We start from the raw sequence: 19115 nt of genomic DNA, 5'->3' as shown, positions 1-19115 counted from the left end.
CTAAAAATTATAAAATCTTAATCCTTAAGACATCGAACACTAAATCCATGAGCTTTTGTTTCGCTAACCCGACGATGAACGGCATTTTGGAGTGTGTTACCATTGTGTAAATTACGTCTGGATGCCCGGGCCAGATTAGCCGGATTTTCATTTGATGTCCAGAAATGTGTTATATTTTGATTGTTAGACATATTACAAGGACTCCATGCATAGCATTGAGTCGTTTGACGAAATCCGGTCATTAATGCTGTAAATCCGGAACTGTTTGTTCCAAGAGGAGTGTCATCTGAAAGTTTAAACCCAACATCGCCACTATATCTCCATGCATTTGCAACTTGTTGATCTGCAGTACTCATACCGAGAGTATTTTCAAGGTACATCCATTCGCAATCAGAAGGAATATGCCAACCGTCCGGGCAAACTCCCTGAGCTCTTTCATCAGTTGAACCATTCATAGCGGCACTCCATTGGTATAATCTGCCTTCATTGGGAAAATTTTCTGTTGCTGAATAATCCCAATATCCATGCCATCCAACATCTCCGGAAACTCCCGGATTTGGATTGGCAAAAGCAGGGTCAGGAGGAATAATATTAGCATTGTATCTTGCCCAGCATTGTCCGCCTATCTCAACTAGAGCACGGGTGCCTGTCGTTGCACCAAATCCTACTCCATGCGTAGTGTCAGTTGCAACAGCCCAATCATATTCTATACCTAAAGGTGTAGAGGGGTCGTCATTTAAAACAGCACCGGGTACACTGGAACAAGGCGTGGCTGAAATAGGGGCTCCTTGGCAAAAAGCATTTCCCGGGATTTCAACACTTCCTAATAAAAAGCTTATTTCAACCTGATCGGAAGTAGTGTCACAAGCTGTGCTTAATTCCCACTCTAATAGATATGTATTACCTTCTGTGCCGGTAAATATGGCCTCCGGATCATTTTCATCACTGAAACTATATGAACCACCGGTAGAAGAAATTATAGTCCAAATACCATATGCCGGACTACCTTGCCCATTTGCAGCTAAAGTAGTTGCTGTGGTATCCATTAGTATCTGATCACTGCCGGCATCAGCCGTAGGAGGATATGGCGTACACTCTCCGCACATCTCATGCCAAGCCGGAGAGTTAAATACATTTATACAGTTTGTAGTTGTATTGTAAATTAATAGACCGGGAGAGGGATTACTAATCTGATCTCTTTCCTGAGTAGTCATTCTAGGTGGTAGAAATCCTTTACTATCAGAATTAATATCTAACATTGCCGAGTTATCAGCAGGGTCTCCACTTATATTTATTGAAATTCCTGATTGCGCAGCAGCCTCGTAAAAAAGACCGGTTGCAAGTATAATAAGGAGTATGGTGTTTATTCTTTTCATAATGTTTTTTATTTATTACTAATTAATTGAATGATTAATTCTGACATACTTCCCGCCAGGTATTTCCATTGTAGAAATTTATACATTCTGAGTCTTCATTAAAAATAATTAAGCCTTCTACCGGCGGTGTAATTGCATCCCTTTCCGCAGATGTTAAGCGGGGAGGTAAAAACCCTTTACTGTCTGATGAGACATCAACAATTGCAGAAGGGTGTGGAGGCGTACCATCATTGTTAATAGCTACTCCATCCTGAGCCTGCAGATTTATACTTACTATTGAAAGTATTGCTAAGAAAAACGAAATTTTTAATACATTCATATTGGTAAATTTTTATATTTTTTTGTTATTGAGTATGATATTACTTTAGTTTTAAAATGTCAATTTTTTTTATAAATTCTTTAGTTATTTGACAATAGTTATGCTTCCGGTTTTTGTTTTCATTTTATTATCATCAAAAATAATTGTGGCAGTATAAACATATACTCCAACCGGTAATTTTCTACCATTAAAAGTCCCATCCCATGATGAGTTTACTCCACTTGATTCAAATACCATTACGCCCCATCTGTCATGTACTCTTAAGGTTAAGTCTTTGATACCATTGCCGTAAACTTCAAATACGTCATTTACCCCATCTCCATTCGGACTAAAAGCATTGGGTATATACACAGAAGTTATCAATTCTTCAACTTCAATAAATACTGAAGCAGAAGCAGAACAACCTTCGCTATCTGTAATTGTAACTATAAAATCTGTATCAATCATAGGAGCGGAGCCTGTAACAGGGCAGTCATCACAATCTAAAATTGATGAAGGTTCCCATGAATACTGTAAAGGAGGTGTAAGACCTGATAATGCTAAAGCTGTTAACTCAATAGAGTCATACTGTACAATAGAACTGGCAGATGCATCTATAGCTGCTTCACCCGGAAGTGGTGAGTTAAGTATGAAATCACTAGTTATCTCACAATTCTTTGAGTCAGTAACGACTAATTCATAATTTCCGGCAGGTATATTTGTTAAGTTCGCTTCATTAACATCAGGAAATCCACTCCATCCATATTGGTATGGTTGAGTGCCTCCGGATATTTCCGTTTCAATAAGTCCATCTGAAAATTCATAGCAGCCTGGTTCTGTTATCGTTGAAAATAACATTAAAGAATCCGGCTCTTCTATATCGAAAGAAAGTGATGCAACGCATTGATTCGCATCAGTTACTTCTATCTGATAGCTACCCGGATTAAGATTTTCTGTAGTTTCTGTTGTGTCACCGTTTGACCAGAAATATTGATAAGGGGCTACACCCTCTGTAACACTCACTGAGGCAGAGCCGTCTGCATTTCCATGGCAACTAATATTTTCTGTGCTAAGTTCAATTACAACATCATTAGCATTAGATAAGCTAAATGTTTTTTCTACAGAACAGTCAGACCCTCCGACATCTTCAATCGTAACACTGTAACTGCCTGATGAAAGATTCTCCGCCTGCGGAGCATTTAAATTTGCATCATGACTCCAAATATAGGTGTAATCTCCGGTTCCACCGGAAACATCCACAGAAATAAAGCCATCAGGATTTTCACATGACTGAGGTTGTAAAACGACTGTATCAGTTATAAAAGGCAATCCCATATCTTCCAATTGAACCGGCCCGTATACAGTTTCACAACCTTCGTCGTCAGTAATAAACAGAGTGTACAAGCCTTTTTCTAAATCAATCACATCGGCATTGTTTGAAGACGAAGAAACAGTATTACCCAAACTATCTACCCACTCAAACAAGAATGGACTGCTGCCGCTTACTGTAATTCCGGTAATCTCACCTTCAGCCAGACCGCAAGGGGTTTCAATTACTTCTAAATTAATGTCATTTACAACAGGCTGATTAAAGTCTGTAAGACTGATGTCTAAAGTATCTGAACAAAAAAGAGAATCGGTTACAATCACGGTATGATTTCCGGATCCCAGACCTGTTACGATACTTGAGCTTTGTCCATCACTCCATAAAAAGCTGTAAGGTTCAGTTCCATTTATTGCAAATACACTTATTTCTCCGTCATTCAAACCACAAGAAGGCTGAATCAGTGTATCTACAACTATTTCAGGGCTAACAGGTGCATTCAATGTAAAACTTAAAGTGTCAGAGCTGCAATTATCATCATCAATAGCGAAAATTTCAAAACTCCCCGGAGCTAAATTATCAAATATATTGTTTGATTGAAAACTGACTCCATTATCAATGCTGTATTCTACGTTACCGCTTCCACTTGTTGTTGAAACGATTGTTTGTCCGTCATTTAATAAACAAGTCGGGTGAGAAATGTCATCAATTTGCAAATCCGGGGATGTGGAGGGTAAAATTTCAACTTGCAATGTGTCAGACAGACAGCTTTCATCATCTTGTGCTATAAGTATGTAATTGCCGGCATTTAAATCTTGAAATAGAGGGTCATTTTGAAATGTAATGCCAAAATCTATACTATATTCTATGTTTCCGGTACCGCCTGTAGAAGATATTTCAATCAGACCGTTTTCAAAATCACAAGTGGTGTGAGCCAATTGATTTAACTGTATTTCAGGAACATCCGGTATGTTTAAGACAACTGTATCTACAGATGTAAAACATAAATCTGCATCACGGGCTAAAACTTCATATACCCCGGCGCTCAGACCGGTAAATGTATTGTTACTTTGAAAAGTTGTTCCATTATCTATACTGTATTCATTGGGTCCGTTACCACCACTGGTATTTATCGTAATTGTTCCGTCATTTACATTACAAGCCGGATCTTCAACAATTATATCATCGATTTCAATATCACAACAACTTGGGTCAATATTAACCGTAAAGTCTAAGCTGGTGGTATCACAACCATGAGCATCATATACATACAATGTGTAAGTAGTTCCCTGAGTTGGGCACACTGTTGGGGTTAGATTTGAAGAACCGGTCATATTAGTTGTAGGTTCCCAGTGAAAAAGTGCCGGAATGATAATTTCAGGGTCATTAAAAGTAATGCTCCAGTTGTTTAACATATGTATACCTAATAATGGATGGGTTGATACCACTTGTAACTGCCATAATCCTTCTGCACTACAGCCCACTAAATCATCCAGAGAGCCATTATTATCCGGTAAATAATTTCCCGTATAATGAGGCGAATCCTGAGAAATAGTTTGAGTAGCATCTAAAGTAAAGCAACTTACATTCCCCGTAGAGTCGCCAAAAGATCCACCGGTTGCACTTTCTGTCAATAATAATTCTACCCCGTCAGGACAAACAAGTGAAACGGTAAGGTGATTTGCATTTTGGATATAAAAACAAACAGATTCTATAGAACCGGGCTCTATAGTTGTCATATTTAATCCTCCCACTGCCATTGGAACAGTTTCTGTAACAGGATTTCCAAAAAACCCACTGACAACTTGAGTGTAGTTATTTGTGAATGTAGGTTGGCTTTCCGGGCTGACTAAAATTTCAGCGGATGCATTTATTTCAACACAATCTCCCGGACAAGTTGATGTATCTGTTGGTGCAATTGAAGTAATAAATTCAGGGGGGGAAACATCAATATTGATAGTTGCTGAACAAGTATCGTTAATATTATTTGTTAAAAAAACAGTAAATGAAGTGTCATTCATCGGTTGTAAAATGCTGGTTTCCTGGCCTAATGTGCCATCATGATCCCATACATAGAAGTAGTCGGGGTCAATTAAAACAATTTCAATATTATTTAATCCCCAATGGTCAAAAGCGGCACCACTTGTACTTATTTGCTCCCATCTCACAAGTGTATTCGGAGTCATTGCATCAAAGGGGATGTTAAAGCAATAGTTATTCCACTGGGTTAATACAGGGTTATAACCACCATCCGGATGAAAATAGTGTATGGGTTCCCAGGTATTTCCACCATCAATTGAATATTCAAGTATAACTCCTTCATCGGGCTCGTCCGGGCCTTCACACGGATCCGGGTCACCTTGAGTTCCAAATTTTAAATCAAAACAAATATTCCCTCCTAAGCTTAAATCTAGAGCTACGGTAGTTAATGAACGCGGGTGAGGTGTTGAATCCCCAAACCATAAGTATGTTGCACTGTCTAAAGCAAATCCACATGGATTGGTAAACATTGCCGAAGAGGTAGATGACCAACCGGTACCCACAGTCCCGTCATTAAAATCGTTATTTAATACAAAATTACCGGTATTACCGTATGCAGTAAGGACTATACTGTCACCACATGTTATTGAATCCGATGATGCAAAAATCTCAACAGAACACTGTGCAAACAGCGAAGAACTGTTTAGAAAAAAGAAAATCACCGTAATGAAAAACGATATCTTTATGTTTTTTTTGAAATCCATAGATTTTTATTCAGTTTGTAACTGTTGTTTTTATGTTTTTTAATTCAAATTTTGTCAAAACAGAATGATTCTCAGGCTTTATCATTGAATGAAAAATTTGCAAACTACTCTCCGGATTTCTTTCACACTGCCCTGTTTTGATTTCTCCGGGATTGAGCTCAATTGTATATTTGTTTTCATCATTGGGGATACAACTGCTACAAGAACCGTTATACCATGTAAGTTTATGAAATGTTAAACTTAATGATGATGCAGTTAAATTTTCAACTCGTAAGTAATTATAAATATTATGAAAACTACTTGAGGGTACATCACAATCTACTTTCTTATAATCAATTTGTATATTTCCATCTTCATAGTACATTGTCCAATCCGAAGGTTGAGTTGTGTTTCCCGTAAAAACAAAACCTAAGAAAAGTAAAACTAAAAATAAAGAAAAGCGTGTAAATCTTGTTATCATTGAATTTCTTTTGCTTTTATTTAAATGATTATTTAATTCTTATTAAATACATTTCTTCAAAATGAGAAAATATCTAAATTAACTAAGGCTAAGTTAACTGAATGTAAATTTTAAATCAAACCAATTTTTCCTAATAACTTCATTAGCGAGCTTGATTTTTTATTAAAAAATGTTTATTAAAATGTTTAAAACAGTGTAAAAATTAGTATATTGGCTGTTTTAAAAACTTCTTGTTCGATGAAGAATCCATCATTAGATTTATATTATTTAGTAAAATCTTTGTCTCCTCAGGATAAGGTCAATTTCAAAGTGTTTACAAAGAAAAACAGCAGGTCAACAGATCAAGTGTACTTAAGGCTTTTTGACTTAATCTCTTTAATGAAAGAATACGATGAACATAAATTATTAAGTAAATTTGGAGATAGAAAGGATAAAAAGTGGTTGACAACAGCAAAAGTTAGGCTTTATAAAATGATATTGAAATCTCTGAATGCGTTTGCATCCGATTCAGAAATTGAAATTGCTCAGCATTTACAGTCTTCCAGAATACTTTTTAAAAAGGGCTTGTATAAACAAGCGTATACAATTTTATTGAAGGCAAAAAAAAAGGCCATTAAAGGAGAGAAGTTTGAAGTTTTACCCGGTATTTACGAAACAGAGCGTTTACTTATTGGAAAGTTGTTTTATAAAGAAAAGAGACTTTTACAACATAAAAAGGTAGCTTCTGATTACAAAAAAGCCCTCGGCCATTTGGATGAACTGGCTCAAAGCAAAAGTGCCATGCATTTTTCTATAAGTTATGGTTCTATACAGGGAATCGCCAGAACCGGTACTGAAATTGAGCAACTTAAAGATCAGTTAATTTTACCTGCTTCAGAAGAACCGGTATCTAATCGAGCAAAAATCTACTTTTATGCAGCTTACAGTAATTTTTATCGTTTCTCAGGTAATATAGAAAAAAGCTATGAGTATAGTAGAAAAACAGTTTTAGCGATTGAGTCCAGAAGAGATTTAATAGAGGAAAATATCCGTATGTACATAGCTTCATTGCACAATCATGTTTTGCTTTTACAGGAATTAAAAAATTTCAGTGAAGTTTCCGCAACACTAAACAAGTTGTATAATATAATACCCGGCCTGGCAGATTTAAAGTCACATTTGCAAAATAAGCTAAATGCAGAAATGACAGAAAGTGAAATAGCGGCCACTAATGAGAGTATTTTTATGGTTGAAACAAATCAATATATACTTACAGGAGAGTTTGCTGAAGGAGTAAAGAAAATTGATAAAATCAATGAAGTTATGGAAAAGCAATCTCATTTATTGATTGGGAATAAAACAGTTTCCTGTATCATTCATTACAATTTTGCTTATTTATATTTTGGAGCAGAACGCTATGAAGACGCTATTTTTTGGTTAAATAAGGTATTAAATGAAGAACATGAATACCTGCAGGAAGACTTACACGCTTTGACAAAAGTCGTTAATCTTATTTTTCATTATGAAATTGGAAATGAAAATTTGCTGGATTACTTTGTGCGTTCAACATATCGGTTTTTGTATAAAAGAAAAAGACTTTATGAGCTAGAGGGGACAATTTTGACTTTTATCAGAAAAAAAATTCCATTTTTGCAAAATCAAAAAGAAATAAAAGAGCAATTCAAAATTTTAAAAAAGGAGCTAGAAAGTTTATCTAAAGACTCTTATCAGCAAAGAGTAATGGAACATTTTGATTTTATCTCATGGTTAGAAAGTAAAATCACCGGTAGAAAATTTGCAGCTGTTTTTAAGGAAAATAATCTCAAAAAATAATAAAAAAAAAACAGCCAAAAATTTCTCAAAAGTTTGATAAAAATAAAAATAGGTTAACTTTGTTCTTTAAGTAATAAATAAAAATATTTATCATGCGCACATACTATTCACTCATTATTCTCAGCTTTTTGCTTGTTTTTTCAATAGAAAAAACTACCGGACAAGTAGTTATAAATAACGCCAATTTACAAAATTTCTCAAACACTAAAATTCATATACACGGAGATGTTTATTTAGCTGCTAATTCAACCATACTAAATGAAAATTATATTTCTATTAACGGAAATTTTATAAATAATTCTGGAGACAGTGCTTTGATTAATGTCCCAACCGGAATTATTGAATTTTCCGGAGACGATCAATTTATCGGGGGAACTGAAATCACTACCTTCAATAATTTACATTTTTCCGGTACAGGTATTAAAACATTGGAAAAGGATGTTTATGTACGTCAAATCTTAGACATAAATGACCGTGAAATTGCAACACTGGAAAACAAGTTATATTTGCTAAACACAGATGTAAACAGCCTTATAACTAATGAAGGATTTGTCAGCAGCATTGGAGACGGCAGGTTTTCAAGAAATATGGAATCTATGGATAGTTATTATTTTCCGCTTGGTTCTTCTGATTTAACTGAACGTTATCGTCCACTTGAAATAACTCCTTCTTCAAATGACTTTACAACTTTTGAAGTTAGAATGGTTAATAACATACCGACAGATGATGGTTTTGATGTGAACCAAAAAGATAATGATGTTATAGATTATGTGAATGAAGACTGGTATCATTTAATCAATCAAACTGAAGGAAATCAAGCAGTCAGTTTATTGTTTTTTTATGATGAAGCAGTTGATAATGATTTTGATGCTATAGTTCAATGGCAAGGGGTTGACGGTTGGAAAAAAACTACTACGGCAACGCAACTTCAAAACATGCCACCTATGTTTTCTTCTTTAGAAATACAAAACTGGGCAGACTTTTCTTCTGAGCCTTTTTCTCTAGCGTATAAGATTCAAGAAGGAGAAGACCCTATTAACTCTATAACTAATGTTTTAGGTAACTTAATTGATGTGTATCCTAATCCTGCAACTGAGTATTTGATAATAAAAAGTGCAGAAAATTTTGTCAATTCTTTTTTGAATATTTATGACATAAATGGAAAAGAGTTAAAAAGCATGAAATTAAACGGTGCTGAAAAAAGCATTCAATTAAGTGACTTTTCTAAAGGGGTTTATCTGCTCACAATTACTAATGACAAGGGCGTATATAATAATAAAATTGTCATTCAATAATGTTTTTTCTGAGTAATAATCTTTGAGGCCTTTTTATTATCCGATGATTATTAGTGTTTTTTAAATTTTGTCGTTTTTTATAATCCCCCAATTAGCCATTAAAGTTTAATTGTAGCTATTGTTTGTTTTGACTTTATAGAACTATCTGTTTAATCTTTTAGCTTTAAAATTTGTACTTGTAAGCTATATAGCAATTATATTTCCTTAACTTGCTATGCCTTAAATAAAGAGGTGATTTTATAAAATTTAGACGAATCAGAAAATGAAAAAAATACTATTAGCAGTTGTAAGTGTTTTTTTATTACTTACATGTGAATTTTTGGTTGTCAGCGCGCAGTCACCAAGTGTTGGCATCAATGAAACAGGAACCAATCCCCATGCATCTTCAATATTAGATTTAGAAAGCACAAACAAAGGTTTTTTACCTCCCAGAATGACCACTATTCAACGAGATGCTATATCGAACCCGGCGGAAGGCTTAATGATTTATAATTCTGATGATAAGTGTTTACAATGGTATATTGGTACTGTATGGTATGACCCTTGTGATACAGCCACAACGTTTATATGCGGCACATCCACTGTTGAATTTATCTATAATGGAAATTCAGTGATTTACGGAACTGTTGTAGGACAAAATGGTACTTGCTGGTTAGATCGTAACCTCGGCGCTTCTCAAGTTGCTGCATCCGGTACAGATACCAATAGCTATGGGGACTTGTTTCAATGGGGAAGGGCTGATGATGGTCATCAGTTGAGAACTTCTTCAACACAGACTAACTTAAGCACCACAGACCAACCCCCTCATTCAGATTTTATATTAACCTCAACGGCTCCCAATGATTGGCGCAGTGATAATAACAATAACCGATGGAATGTTAATCCTATGGTAAACAATCCTTGCCCGGTAGGTTGGAGAGTTCCAACAGAAGCAGAATACAATGCCGAACGCAATAGTTGGGTGAGTCTAAACGCTGTAGGGGCAATAAACTCTCCCCTTAAGTTGCCTATGGCAGGATACCGTGATCCAAATACCGGATTGCTCGGAGGTGAAGGTAGTAACGGATACTATTGGACTAGTACAGTTAGCAATACCAGTGCACGTTTTCTACTATTTAATAGTGGCAGTGGTATTATACTTTCAAGCCAACGCGCAAACGGATCAACTGTACGTTGTATCAAGGACTAAAGATTAGGAGTTTTTCTCTTTAACGTTTTAGAAATTTTTAAATCATTTTTTAGTTTTGGAAAGAAAAAAGTGATTATTTATCAATTGTCTGTGAATGTTTTTCAAAAAGTAACTAAATATTATATTATTTCAACAATTTTTATTGCGATTTATAAGAAATTATAGTACATTAAGCCTTTGATTTAAGTTAAATCTATTAAAACGCAACTAACTTTAGTTGTAAAAACTTCCTTTTTCACTGAACCGGGCTCAAGAATGCTTTATTACTCCGAAAGTAGCAGCAATTAAAAAAGGTTTGGTAATTTTGTGAAACTAAAAGAAAATGAATGCAAAAGAAAGTCTGCCTGATTATCATGGATGGATGGGCAAAAGGTAATGAAAATAAGAATGAAAATGCTGTGTTTGCCGCAAAAACACCTTTTGTAGATAGTTTATATAAAAATTATACGAATGCCGAATTGATAACTCATGGTGAATCAGTCGGTTTACCTGATGGACAGATGGGGAACTCTGAAGTTGGTCACTTGAATATTGGCGCCGGTCGTGTTGTTCCGCAGGAATTAATGCGTATCACAAATGCTTTTATAGATAACTCTTTTTCGGAAAATGCAGTTTGGCAAGACTTAATAAATGATACGCTTAGAGAGGGGACTTCTTTACATTTAGCCGGTCTTTTATCAGATGGAGGAGTGCACTCACACATCAATCATTTGTTTGAGTTAATTAAGCTTGCTGAAGAATCAGGAATTGAGAATATATACATTCATGCATTTACTGATGGCAGAGATACAGATCCTAAAAGCGGACTTTCATATTTAAGACAGTTGCAGACTTTTCTGAAAGGTAAAAAAACAAAACTGGCAACACTCTGCGGCAGATATTATGCCATGGACAGGGATAATCGCTGGGAAAGAGTCAAAATTGCTTATGATGCTCTGGTTCATGGAAAAGGTATACAAGCAAATGATGCAGAAGCTGCTATTCAGGAAGCTTATCAGAAAGATGAAACCGATGAATTTCTAAAGCCGATTATCATTACCGAAAATAATAAGGAAGTAGCAAAAATCAACTCCGGAGATTCTGTAGTTTTCTTTAATTTTAGAACGGATCGTTGCAGACAAATCAGCCGAGCGTTATTTTTAGAGGATTTTGAAGAGCAGGGTATGAAAAAGTTAGATTTGAATTTTGTTACCATGACTCCCTATGACAAAACTTTCACAAACGTAAAAGTATTTTTTGATAACACTTCCTTAAAAAATACTCTGGGAGAAGTTTTAGAGAAAAGTCATAAGACTCAATTGCGGGCTGCTGAAACAGAAAAATATCCTCATGTAACATTCTTTTTTTCCGGAGGTAAAGAGAAAGTTTTTAAAGGTGAAGAACGCCTGTTCATACCTTCTCCTAAAGTGGCTACTTATGACTTACAGCCTGAAATGAGTGCAAAACCATTGACAGTTGATGTAATAAAACTCATGCGCTATAAAACCCCCGATTTCATCTGCCTGAATTATGCAAACCCGGATATGGTTGCTCATACAGGTGTTTTTGAGGCGGCAGTTTCTGCTGTTGAAACAGTTGATGATTGTGTTCAGCAAGTAATTCATGAAGCCCTAAAACAAAAATATGCTGTTATTTTAACTTCTGATCATGGTAATGCGGATATGATGAAAAATGAAGACGGAAGCCCGAATACAGCTCATACTATGAACCCGGTACCGATATTTTTTATCAGTGATAACAGTAATTACAAATTAAAATCCGGTAAATTAGGTGATATAGCACCTACAATTTTGTATTGTATGGGTATTGAACCGCCTGAAGAAATGACGGGAGATGTATTACTGACTTCCGCAAAATAATTTAATACAACCTCATGATGCTTACCAAAAAAAGTTTTTTAAAATATTCGCTTTTAAGTGTAATGCTTTTAACCCTGTTTACGGGTTGCACTGAGGGTGATTTTGATGAAGACGCGACTCTACCTCATTATGATATAAGAAGTTTGATGAAAGAAGTAACTGAAGACTTAATAACAAGAAATCCGGAAGTGGAAAAGGAAATTCGTTTAAACGGATCGGTTGAAGTTAAACGTTTACAAATTGATAATTGGGAAAATGAACTATTTATTTTCACGGAAGCAGACATCAACAGACCATCTTACGTTGGAAAATACAGCATAGATACAATTAATATTGCCGGTGGAAATATACTTTTACATTATGTGGCAAAAGAGGAAAACCTTACTACAAAAGAAATGAAAGTTTACTTATCTGATTTTCATTCAAAACCGGATTCTTTAATGATTCGGACGGCTTCTGAAAATTTTCTAAATCAAACAACTCAGAAAATGAAGTTTATTCCGGGGAAGGGATACTCACTTGAAGGATATCAGAATATATGGCTGCTAAACCCCAGAGAAATTTTTATCGAAGTTATGTTCTGATGAGTTTAACGTAAATTGATAAAGTAAATATAATCCGTTCTTGGTGGGTTTTCAAGCCCTGCCTGTCTTCCCAAAGTAATAATTTGTCCCCGGTGATAAGTAGCATGATTAAATACATGCAATACTATATCTCGAACATGCACTGTATTCTTATTTTGCCCGATTGTTAAGGTTTTATTCATATTCTCTTCATTTAATTCATGAACAAAAGTCTTAAAAGCCTTTGAGGTTTCAATAAATCCTCTGAGAATCTCAGCTGATGAGCTTTCCGGACTGTGATTTTCCGGTTGGCCCCAATTTTCGTTGTTTAAAGTCGATAACCAACCGTGTTCAGCAAACCACATGTGCAAAGTTGTTTTTATCAGGGAATTAAAACTGGACTCAATTTCCTTGTGCAACTGTTCTTCAGTCGCTGTTTTCATCCATTTAACAACTTCTTCATTTGCCCAAAGATTATAGGAAGAATAACTTTTTAAGGAATAGGTTTCATTTAGTTCAGAATTCATGTTATTACCAATTAAAGGTGAATGTATAGAAATATTCAGTATTAAAACGAAAGTAAAAATCAGGGTTTTTATCTTTTTCATGTACGAAAGTATTTATTTTATGTAAAATATGCATGTAAACAACAGCCCGTTATTTTAGTTGAGTTGGTATAAAAATATTAAATATTTAGTTCTGAAATCAAATTAATTAGTTTTGTAAGCATTTCAAACAAATTTAGATTCTATGTCATTTTTTTTAAGAAAAGCATTTTCATTTGGCCCCATCCGGTTAAATCTGTCCAAAGGGGGATTAGGTGTTTCGGCAGGGGTTACCGGAGCAAGGGTTGGACTTGGACCTAAAGGAGCCTATGTAGCCGGCGGAAGACATGGGATGTACTATCGGGAATATGTGAAAGGCGGAAAGTTTTTGTCCGGTAAGGAGGGCACAGTAAACGGAAGGCAAGAGGTAAATACTTTTGTGGATACCGGATTGACTTATGACGTCTCTTTAGATTTATCAAAGCAGAAAGTCCTGACCGAACCATCCATCCCAAGAGCATCATTTTCACTTTTAGCCTTATCACTTGTTTTTTTGTTGATTTTTTTAACCGGCTTTGGAATTGTGACTTTATTTCTTTCCATTGGTTTCATGGGAGCATATATTTTTTTATATGTAAATGCCGAGAATGCAAATAAAACATTTAAAGCAATAGTTGAAAAACTTGAAAACAGAGATGATATTTCAAAAGTATTGGATGAAGTAAGTGCTAAAAAGATTTATTTTCATGCAAAGTACTGGCTGCATTTCAATGTTTACAAGACAATTAATCTGATATACTATGAAGATCCGGATTTTATTTCTGCTGAAGATTTACAACTAACAGAAAAGAAACTTTCTTTGCCATCAAAGGATAAAAAAGATATAAAAGTATTTGTTTTTTCAATTTTTCTGAATGAAGTGATACAAGACCACATGATATCTGAAGAAGAGGAGCAACATCTTGTTAAACTACAGCAATCGCTGAATCTAAAGGATGAGGATATTGCTGTAGAAAAGAAAATGATACGGGCAATGATAAAATTACGGGATACTATTGACTCCGAACTGCAAGTCATTCAAACTGAATTGAAATTGAAAAAAGGGGAGGAATGCTATTACGAATCAGAGGGGCGTTTACTCAAGGAAAAAAGACTGAGGCAGTACCAAAAAGACAGAGTGATTTATAGAGAAATCGGGTATGACATTGATATGGAAGGAAAAATCTTTTTGACCAATCAGAGAATATTTATTTTATCAGACGGCAGTCGCAGTTATTCTTTGAACAGACTTTTAGACATTACTATTTCCCTGGAAGATAATACAATACAACTCAACCTGGAAAACAGAAAGAGTCCGTTGATTTTTACTATGCCGGATATACTGACTTTTGCCGGGATGCTCCATAAGTTGATTTGAAAAAACAGTTATATCTCAACTTAACAGCTAATTTTTTTCAAAACTAACTCTCATTTTTTCTATACGGTCTTCCAGCTTTTCAGAGCTCAGACTTTCTCTAAGTCTGTCAACCATTATTGGAAAAGCAAAGGGACCCGGTTTTTTAATTTTCACAATTTTATTAGGAATATTTTCAATTCGAAATAAAGCCTGCCTTAATCTATCTTCTTCAATTTGTATATCAAAAGCTTCCCGATAAGCCTGTTTTAGCATCAAATTTTCCGGGTCATAATCATGAAACACATTAAAAAGTAAAGAGGCGGAAGATTGAAGGTGTTTCGTAGCTTTAGATTTTCCGGGGTATCCTTTAAAAAGCCAGCCGCAAATAGTAGCTACAGACCGAAATTTTCTTCTTGCAATTTCAGCAGCATTGATGCTTTTTTGCATGTTTTCTGTCAGGTCAGAGCTTGAAAATAAATCGGTACTGCTTTCTAATATTTCATAAAAATCTAAATCAGATAAAATTTCCAATCCGTAATCGTTAACGGCTACCGAAAAGCTGATAGCTTTTTTCAGACTGATTCTCCAGGCTAACAACAAAGCTATGGACTCATGTACCATCCGACCTTCAAAAGGATAGGCAAAAAGGTGAAAACCTTCTCTGGTTTTGCAGTATTCCATAAGAAAGCTACTTTTGCACGGAATGGCTGAAATCTTTTTTTGTCTTTCCAATATAGGCTTTAAAAAGGTTATTTCGGGGTCTGTTATTTCACCCTTATTATAATTTTCAAGTTTAAAACTGATAAAATCTGCTAATTGAGAGCTTAAAGGCATCCTGCCTCCGGCCCATCTGGGAACTACTCCTTTTTTATTTCCGGCATTTCTTACAAAGGCTTCCATGTTTTTGATTTTTACAAATTCAAGGCTTCTGCCGGAAAACCTGAAAATATCTCCCGCTTTCAGCTGGCTGATAAAGTTTTCTTCTACACTTCCGAGATATCCGCCTTTTAAAAATCGTATCTTTATATGTGAGTTTTCGGTAATGACACCTATTTGCATGCGATGTCTCATAGCTACTCTTTTGTCTTTTATAGCATAAGTATTTTCAGCAGTTCTTTCCAGTTTTTTGTATTCATCATATTCATTTAAAACTTTACCGCCTTTTTCAAGATAAAAGATAATCTCCCTAAACGTTTCAAAATCAAGATTTTTAAAGGCATAAGCAGAGGTAACAATTTTATAAACTTCTTCAGCTTTGAAAGCTTCGCTGAGTCCGAGAGTAACTAAAAATTGCATCAACACATCATAGGGCTCAATAACTACATTTCTATTTTCTATTTTCATTTCACTAATTGCAGACCTGAGAGCTGCTGCTTCTATCAGCTCAAGACTATTGGAAGGCACAAAATAGATTTTTCCTTTTTGGTATGGTTGATGGCGACTCCTGCCTGCCCGCTGAAGAAAACGCGCAATCCCTTTAGGCCCGCCGGTTTGAATCACATTATCTACCGGTCTGAAATCTACTCCCAAGTCCAGACTGGATGTACATACTACTGCTTTTAGTTTCTCATTATGAAGAGCTTCTTCAACCCAGTTTCTTTCTTCGCGGCTCAAACTTCCATGATGAAGAGCAATCAAGCCAATCAACTTTTTATCCCTGTTTAAAAGCTCCTGATACCAAATTTCAGCCTGAGCACGGGTATTTGTGAAGATAAGAGTTGTTTTATGCTGATGGATTAGATCAATGACTTTTTGACTCAGTTTAATTCCTGAATGCCCGGCTGATGGATATGCTTCCGCTTCGTCAGGATAGACAGAGATAATTTCCGTTTCCCGCTTAATATCCGACTGTATGATTATATTTTTCTTTGCTTTATTGTTTCCTGCTAAGACTTCTAAAGCTTCTCCTAAATTGCCGATGGTAGCAGAAATTCCCCAACACTTAATATTCGGACGAATGTCCTTTAATTTTGCAAAAGCAAGCTCTGTCATAGTGCCTCTTTTGCTCCCCATAAGTTCGTGCCACTCATCTGCAACTATACATTCCAGCTTGTTGAATAAGCTACGGCTGTTTTTGTTAGAAAGCATTAAATGCAGGCTTTCAGGAGTAGTAACTAAAATTTGAGGGCTGTCAGTTAGAATTTTACGTCTTTCGGCAGAACTACTGTCACCGGTTCTGCACATTACCTTATAGGGCAATTCCAAATCCGTTAACACTTGCTGAATTGATAATTCTATTTCATGTGATAGAGCTCTTAAAGGACTTATCCAAATTAACCTGAATCCCTTATCATTACTGATTTTATTTTGATTAGATAAATGGCTGCTTAACCACGCCCAAAATACAGCATATGTTTTTCCGCTGCCGGTAGGTGCGTTTAGTAAGCAATTATCAAATTTATCATAGGAGTCCCAGCAATTTTCTTGAAAGGGCAGGGGAGTCCACCTCTTTGATTTAAACCACGTTTCGACATTCATGGCTTAAACTTTTGAGCAAATACATTCACACAGACTTAGATTAAAAGGCATTAAAACCAATCTTGTTCAGGTTTGTTTTGCAGTATTTCCTCTATTGAAAATAATACTTTGTCGGTAAGTTTTTCTTTATGTTGCAGACAATTCATATTTTCTTTGAGTTGTTCAATTTTTGAAGCCCCCAAAATTACCGTACTTACATTTTCATTTTTTAAACACCAGATAAGCGCCAGATGTGTAAGGCTGATATTTAGCTTTTTGGCCAACTTTTGAAGTTTTTCAACTTTTTGAAGCTTTTCTTCATTTAGTGTTTTTTCTTTTAACCACTCGTAACCTTTCATATTTAAACGTCCACTTTTTGCATCGCTTTTTTTATTGTATTTTCCGGTTAAAAGTCCTGAGGCTAAAGGACTCCAGATAGTTGTTCCCAAACCAAAATCCTTATAAACTCTTTTATATTCCAGCTCTACTCTATCGCGGTGAAACATATTGTACTGAGGTTGCTCCATAACAGGACCAATCAAATTATTACGCATGGCAAAAGCATGGGCAGCCGTAATTTCCTGAGCAGACCACTCTGAGGTGCCCCAGTAAAGAATTTTACCGCTGCAAATTAGATTATGCATGGTCCATACAGTTTCTTCTATGGGAGTATTCCTGTCCGGACGATGGCAATAAAATAAATCCAAATAATCGACCTGTAGTCTTTTTAAAGCTGCATTACAGCCTTCGGTAACGTGCTTTCTGCTCAAACCTTTTTGATTGGGTTTGTCACCTCCCCAAAAAACTTTACTAGAAACAAGATAAGTACTTCTGTCCCACTTTTTTTTCTTTAAGACTTTGCCCATCACTATTTCTGACTGTCCCTGAGCATATACTTCCGCATTATCAAAAAAGTTAATCCCATTATCGTAGGCATATGACATCATTTCATCGGCCAATTTATCATCGACCTGACTTCCAAAAGTTACCCAGGAACCCAGGGATAACTCACTGACTAATAATCCGCTATTGCCTAATCTATTGTAATTCATAGTTAAAATATTTTTTATTCTGTTAAAATTCTGTCAGTCCCGTCAAAATAAGGCGCTTGTATTGAAAGTGCTTTCACTGGTCCTTCTGTTACCGTAAATCCGTGCGATACTTTTTTAGGTAAAAAAAACAAATCTCCTGCTTTTGCATGGAATAATTCATTATCAATCTTAAAAATACCACTCCCTTCTATAATTAACACATGTTCGCTGTGAAATTGATGAAAATGTTCCGGAACGCTTTCATTTATGTAAATTATAAAACTATTAACCAATTCATTGTCTCCAAACAACATTTTTGAGTAAATGTTGTCAAATGACTCTGAAGGCTCATGTTCATAAAGGTTAACGGGATTATTTGAAAGTACAAAAAATGCATTTGTCAGGAAAAGAAAAGTCAGTATTTGCTTCATAAGCATTTGATTTCAGCGGGGAGTTTTAAATCTTTTTTTAGTTAAAAATTATTCATTTTTCTTTCTTTCTTCTTCCTCTTCTTTTGCCTCTTGTTTTTTCTTTCTTATCCACCATATATAAAAGAGGATTAGCAAAATGGGCAGTACAATAAACACAATTATATTAAAAGGAGAGCTTAAAAACTCAACGGGACCGGTATCATAAGGAATCCCTTCCGGTCTTTGAGCAAAAAGTATATCAATAGTTAAGATTAAATTAGATAGTAGTGTCAAAAACATATAAAATGTATTTAAGTATGAATAAACAAGCTCTAAATTATCAATCATTTGAATTA

General features: G+C 35.4%; 15 protein-coding genes. 6 read left to right on the top strand and 9 right to left on the bottom strand.

Features of this window, described 5'->3' with window-relative positions:
* Positions 1-17: 17 nt before the first annotated feature.
* The 4 genes from EA412_04990 to EA412_04975 form a co-directional block, all read right to left on the bottom strand.
* A complete protein-coding gene (locus EA412_04990; GenBank protein TVR80269.1) occupies positions 18-1376 on the bottom strand; it encodes a hypothetical protein in 1359 nt (452 codons plus the stop codon).
* A 34-nt stretch (positions 1377-1410) separates the two neighbouring features.
* Positions 1411-1695: a hypothetical protein gene (locus EA412_04985; GenBank protein ID TVR80268.1), complete on the bottom strand. Its 285-nt coding sequence runs from the start codon at positions 1693-1695 to the stop codon at positions 1411-1413.
* Positions 1696-1779: 84 nt separating this feature from the next.
* Complete coding sequence (locus EA412_04980; GenBank protein TVR80267.1) at positions 1780-5742, bottom strand: hypothetical protein; 3963 nt, start codon at positions 5740-5742, stop codon at positions 1780-1782.
* Between the two features lie 10 nt (positions 5743-5752).
* Positions 5753-6202, bottom strand: a complete 450-nt coding sequence (locus EA412_04975; protein ID TVR80266.1) for a hypothetical protein — start codon at positions 6200-6202, stop codon at positions 5753-5755.
* 237 nt (positions 6203-6439) lie between these two features.
* Here EA412_04975 and EA412_04970 point away from each other — a divergent pair, with 237 nt between their 5' ends.
* The 5 genes from EA412_04970 (at position 6440) to EA412_04950 (ending at position 12941) form a co-directional block, all read left to right on the top strand.
* Complete coding sequence (locus EA412_04970) at positions 6440-8014, top strand: hypothetical protein (protein ID TVR80265.1); 1575 nt, start codon at positions 6440-6442, stop codon at positions 8012-8014.
* A 92-nt stretch (positions 8015-8106) separates the two neighbouring features.
* The gene (locus EA412_04965; GenBank protein ID TVR80264.1) at positions 8107-9309 is read left to right on the top strand and encodes a T9SS C-terminal target domain-containing protein; all 1203 of its coding nucleotides are present in this window, start codon (positions 8107-8109) and stop codon (positions 9307-9309) included.
* A gap of 262 nt (positions 9310-9571) precedes the next feature.
* Complete coding sequence (locus EA412_04960) at positions 9572-10498, top strand: hypothetical protein (GenBank protein TVR80263.1); 927 nt, start codon at positions 9572-9574, stop codon at positions 10496-10498.
* 326 nt (positions 10499-10824) lie between these two features.
* Positions 10825-12357, top strand: coding sequence for a 2,3-bisphosphoglycerate-independent phosphoglycerate mutase (locus EA412_04955; GenBank protein TVR80262.1), 1533 nt, complete (start codon positions 10825-10827; stop codon positions 12355-12357).
* A gap of 14 nt (positions 12358-12371) precedes the next feature.
* Positions 12372-12941, top strand: coding sequence for a hypothetical protein (locus EA412_04950; GenBank protein TVR80261.1), 570 nt, complete (start codon positions 12372-12374; stop codon positions 12939-12941).
* 5 nt (positions 12942-12946) lie between these two features.
* Here EA412_04950 and EA412_04945 read toward each other — a convergent pair whose 3' ends face one another.
* Entirely contained in the window at positions 12947-13528 is a 582-nt protein-coding gene (locus tag EA412_04945) for a DUF1572 domain-containing protein (GenBank protein ID TVR80260.1), read from the bottom strand.
* Between the two features lie 142 nt (positions 13529-13670).
* On the opposite strand from EA412_04945, the gene EA412_04940 reads away from it, so the two are divergent.
* Complete coding sequence (locus EA412_04940; protein ID TVR80259.1) at positions 13671-14882, top strand: DUF4236 domain-containing protein; 1212 nt, start codon at positions 13671-13673, stop codon at positions 14880-14882.
* Positions 14883-14909: 27 nt separating this feature from the next.
* Here the strand turns inward: EA412_04940 and EA412_04935 are convergent, their stop codons facing one another.
* Genes EA412_04935 through EA412_04920 form a run of 4 tightly spaced genes read right to left on the bottom strand, consistent with a single transcriptional unit; the run spans position 14910 to position 19032 of the window.
* A complete protein-coding gene (locus tag EA412_04935) occupies positions 14910-17339 on the bottom strand; it encodes a ligase-associated DNA damage response DEXH box helicase (protein TVR80258.1) in 2430 nt (809 codons plus the stop codon).
* A 50-nt stretch (positions 17340-17389) separates the two neighbouring features.
* Positions 17390-18370: an aldo/keto reductase gene (locus EA412_04930; protein TVR80257.1), complete on the bottom strand. Its 981-nt coding sequence runs from the start codon at positions 18368-18370 to the stop codon at positions 17390-17392.
* Positions 18371-18384: 14 nt separating this feature from the next.
* A complete protein-coding gene (locus tag EA412_04925) occupies positions 18385-18786 on the bottom strand; it encodes a cupin domain-containing protein (protein ID TVR80256.1) in 402 nt (133 codons plus the stop codon).
* 42 nt (positions 18787-18828) lie between these two features.
* Positions 18829-19032 carry an adenylosuccinate synthetase gene (locus EA412_04920; protein TVR80318.1) on the bottom strand — a complete coding sequence of 68 codons (204 nt, stop codon included), beginning with the start codon at positions 19030-19032 and terminating at the stop codon, positions 18829-18831.
* Positions 19033-19115 lie beyond the last annotated feature (83 nt).

The sequence above is a fragment of the Chitinophagaceae bacterium genome, assembly GCA_007695095.1.
Lineage (GTDB): Bacteria > Bacteroidota > Bacteroidia > Chitinophagales > REEL01 > REEL01.
This window is presented reverse-complemented; position numbering and strand designations above follow the sequence as displayed.

Excerpts from the sequence above, each read along its gene's own strand:
- EA412_04990 (TVR80269.1), bottom strand. The coding sequence starts at position 1,376 with ATGAAAAGAATAAACACCATACTCCTTATTATACTTGCAACCGGTCTT.
- EA412_04985 (TVR80268.1), bottom strand. The coding sequence starts at position 1,695 with ATGAATGTATTAAAAATTTCGTTTTTCTTAGCAATACTTTCAATAGTA.
- EA412_04980 (TVR80267.1), bottom strand. The coding sequence starts at position 5,742 with ATGGATTTCAAAAAAAACATAAAGATATCGTTTTTCATTACGGTGATT.
- EA412_04975 (TVR80266.1), bottom strand. The coding sequence starts at position 6,202 with ATGATAACAAGATTTACACGCTTTTCTTTATTTTTAGTTTTACTTTTC.
- EA412_04970 (TVR80265.1), top strand. The coding sequence starts at position 6,440 with ATGAAGAATCCATCATTAGATTTATATTATTTAGTAAAATCTTTGTCT.
- EA412_04965 (TVR80264.1), top strand. The coding sequence starts at position 8,107 with ATGCGCACATACTATTCACTCATTATTCTCAGCTTTTTGCTTGTTTTT.
- EA412_04960 (TVR80263.1), top strand. The coding sequence starts at position 9,572 with ATGAAAAAAATACTATTAGCAGTTGTAAGTGTTTTTTTATTACTTACA.
- EA412_04955 (TVR80262.1), top strand. The coding sequence starts at position 10,825 with ATGCAAAAGAAAGTCTGCCTGATTATCATGGATGGATGGGCAAAAGGT.
- EA412_04950 (TVR80261.1), top strand. The coding sequence starts at position 12,372 with ATGATGCTTACCAAAAAAAGTTTTTTAAAATATTCGCTTTTAAGTGTA.
- EA412_04945 (TVR80260.1), bottom strand. The coding sequence starts at position 13,528 with ATGAAAAAGATAAAAACCCTGATTTTTACTTTCGTTTTAATACTGAAT.
- EA412_04940 (TVR80259.1), top strand. The coding sequence starts at position 13,671 with ATGTCATTTTTTTTAAGAAAAGCATTTTCATTTGGCCCCATCCGGTTA.
- EA412_04935 (TVR80258.1), bottom strand. The coding sequence starts at position 17,339 with ATGAATGTCGAAACGTGGTTTAAATCAAAGAGGTGGACTCCCCTGCCC.
- EA412_04930 (TVR80257.1), bottom strand. The coding sequence starts at position 18,370 with ATGAATTACAATAGATTAGGCAATAGCGGATTATTAGTCAGTGAGTTA.
- EA412_04925 (TVR80256.1), bottom strand. The coding sequence starts at position 18,786 with ATGCTTATGAAGCAAATACTGACTTTTCTTTTCCTGACAAATGCATTT.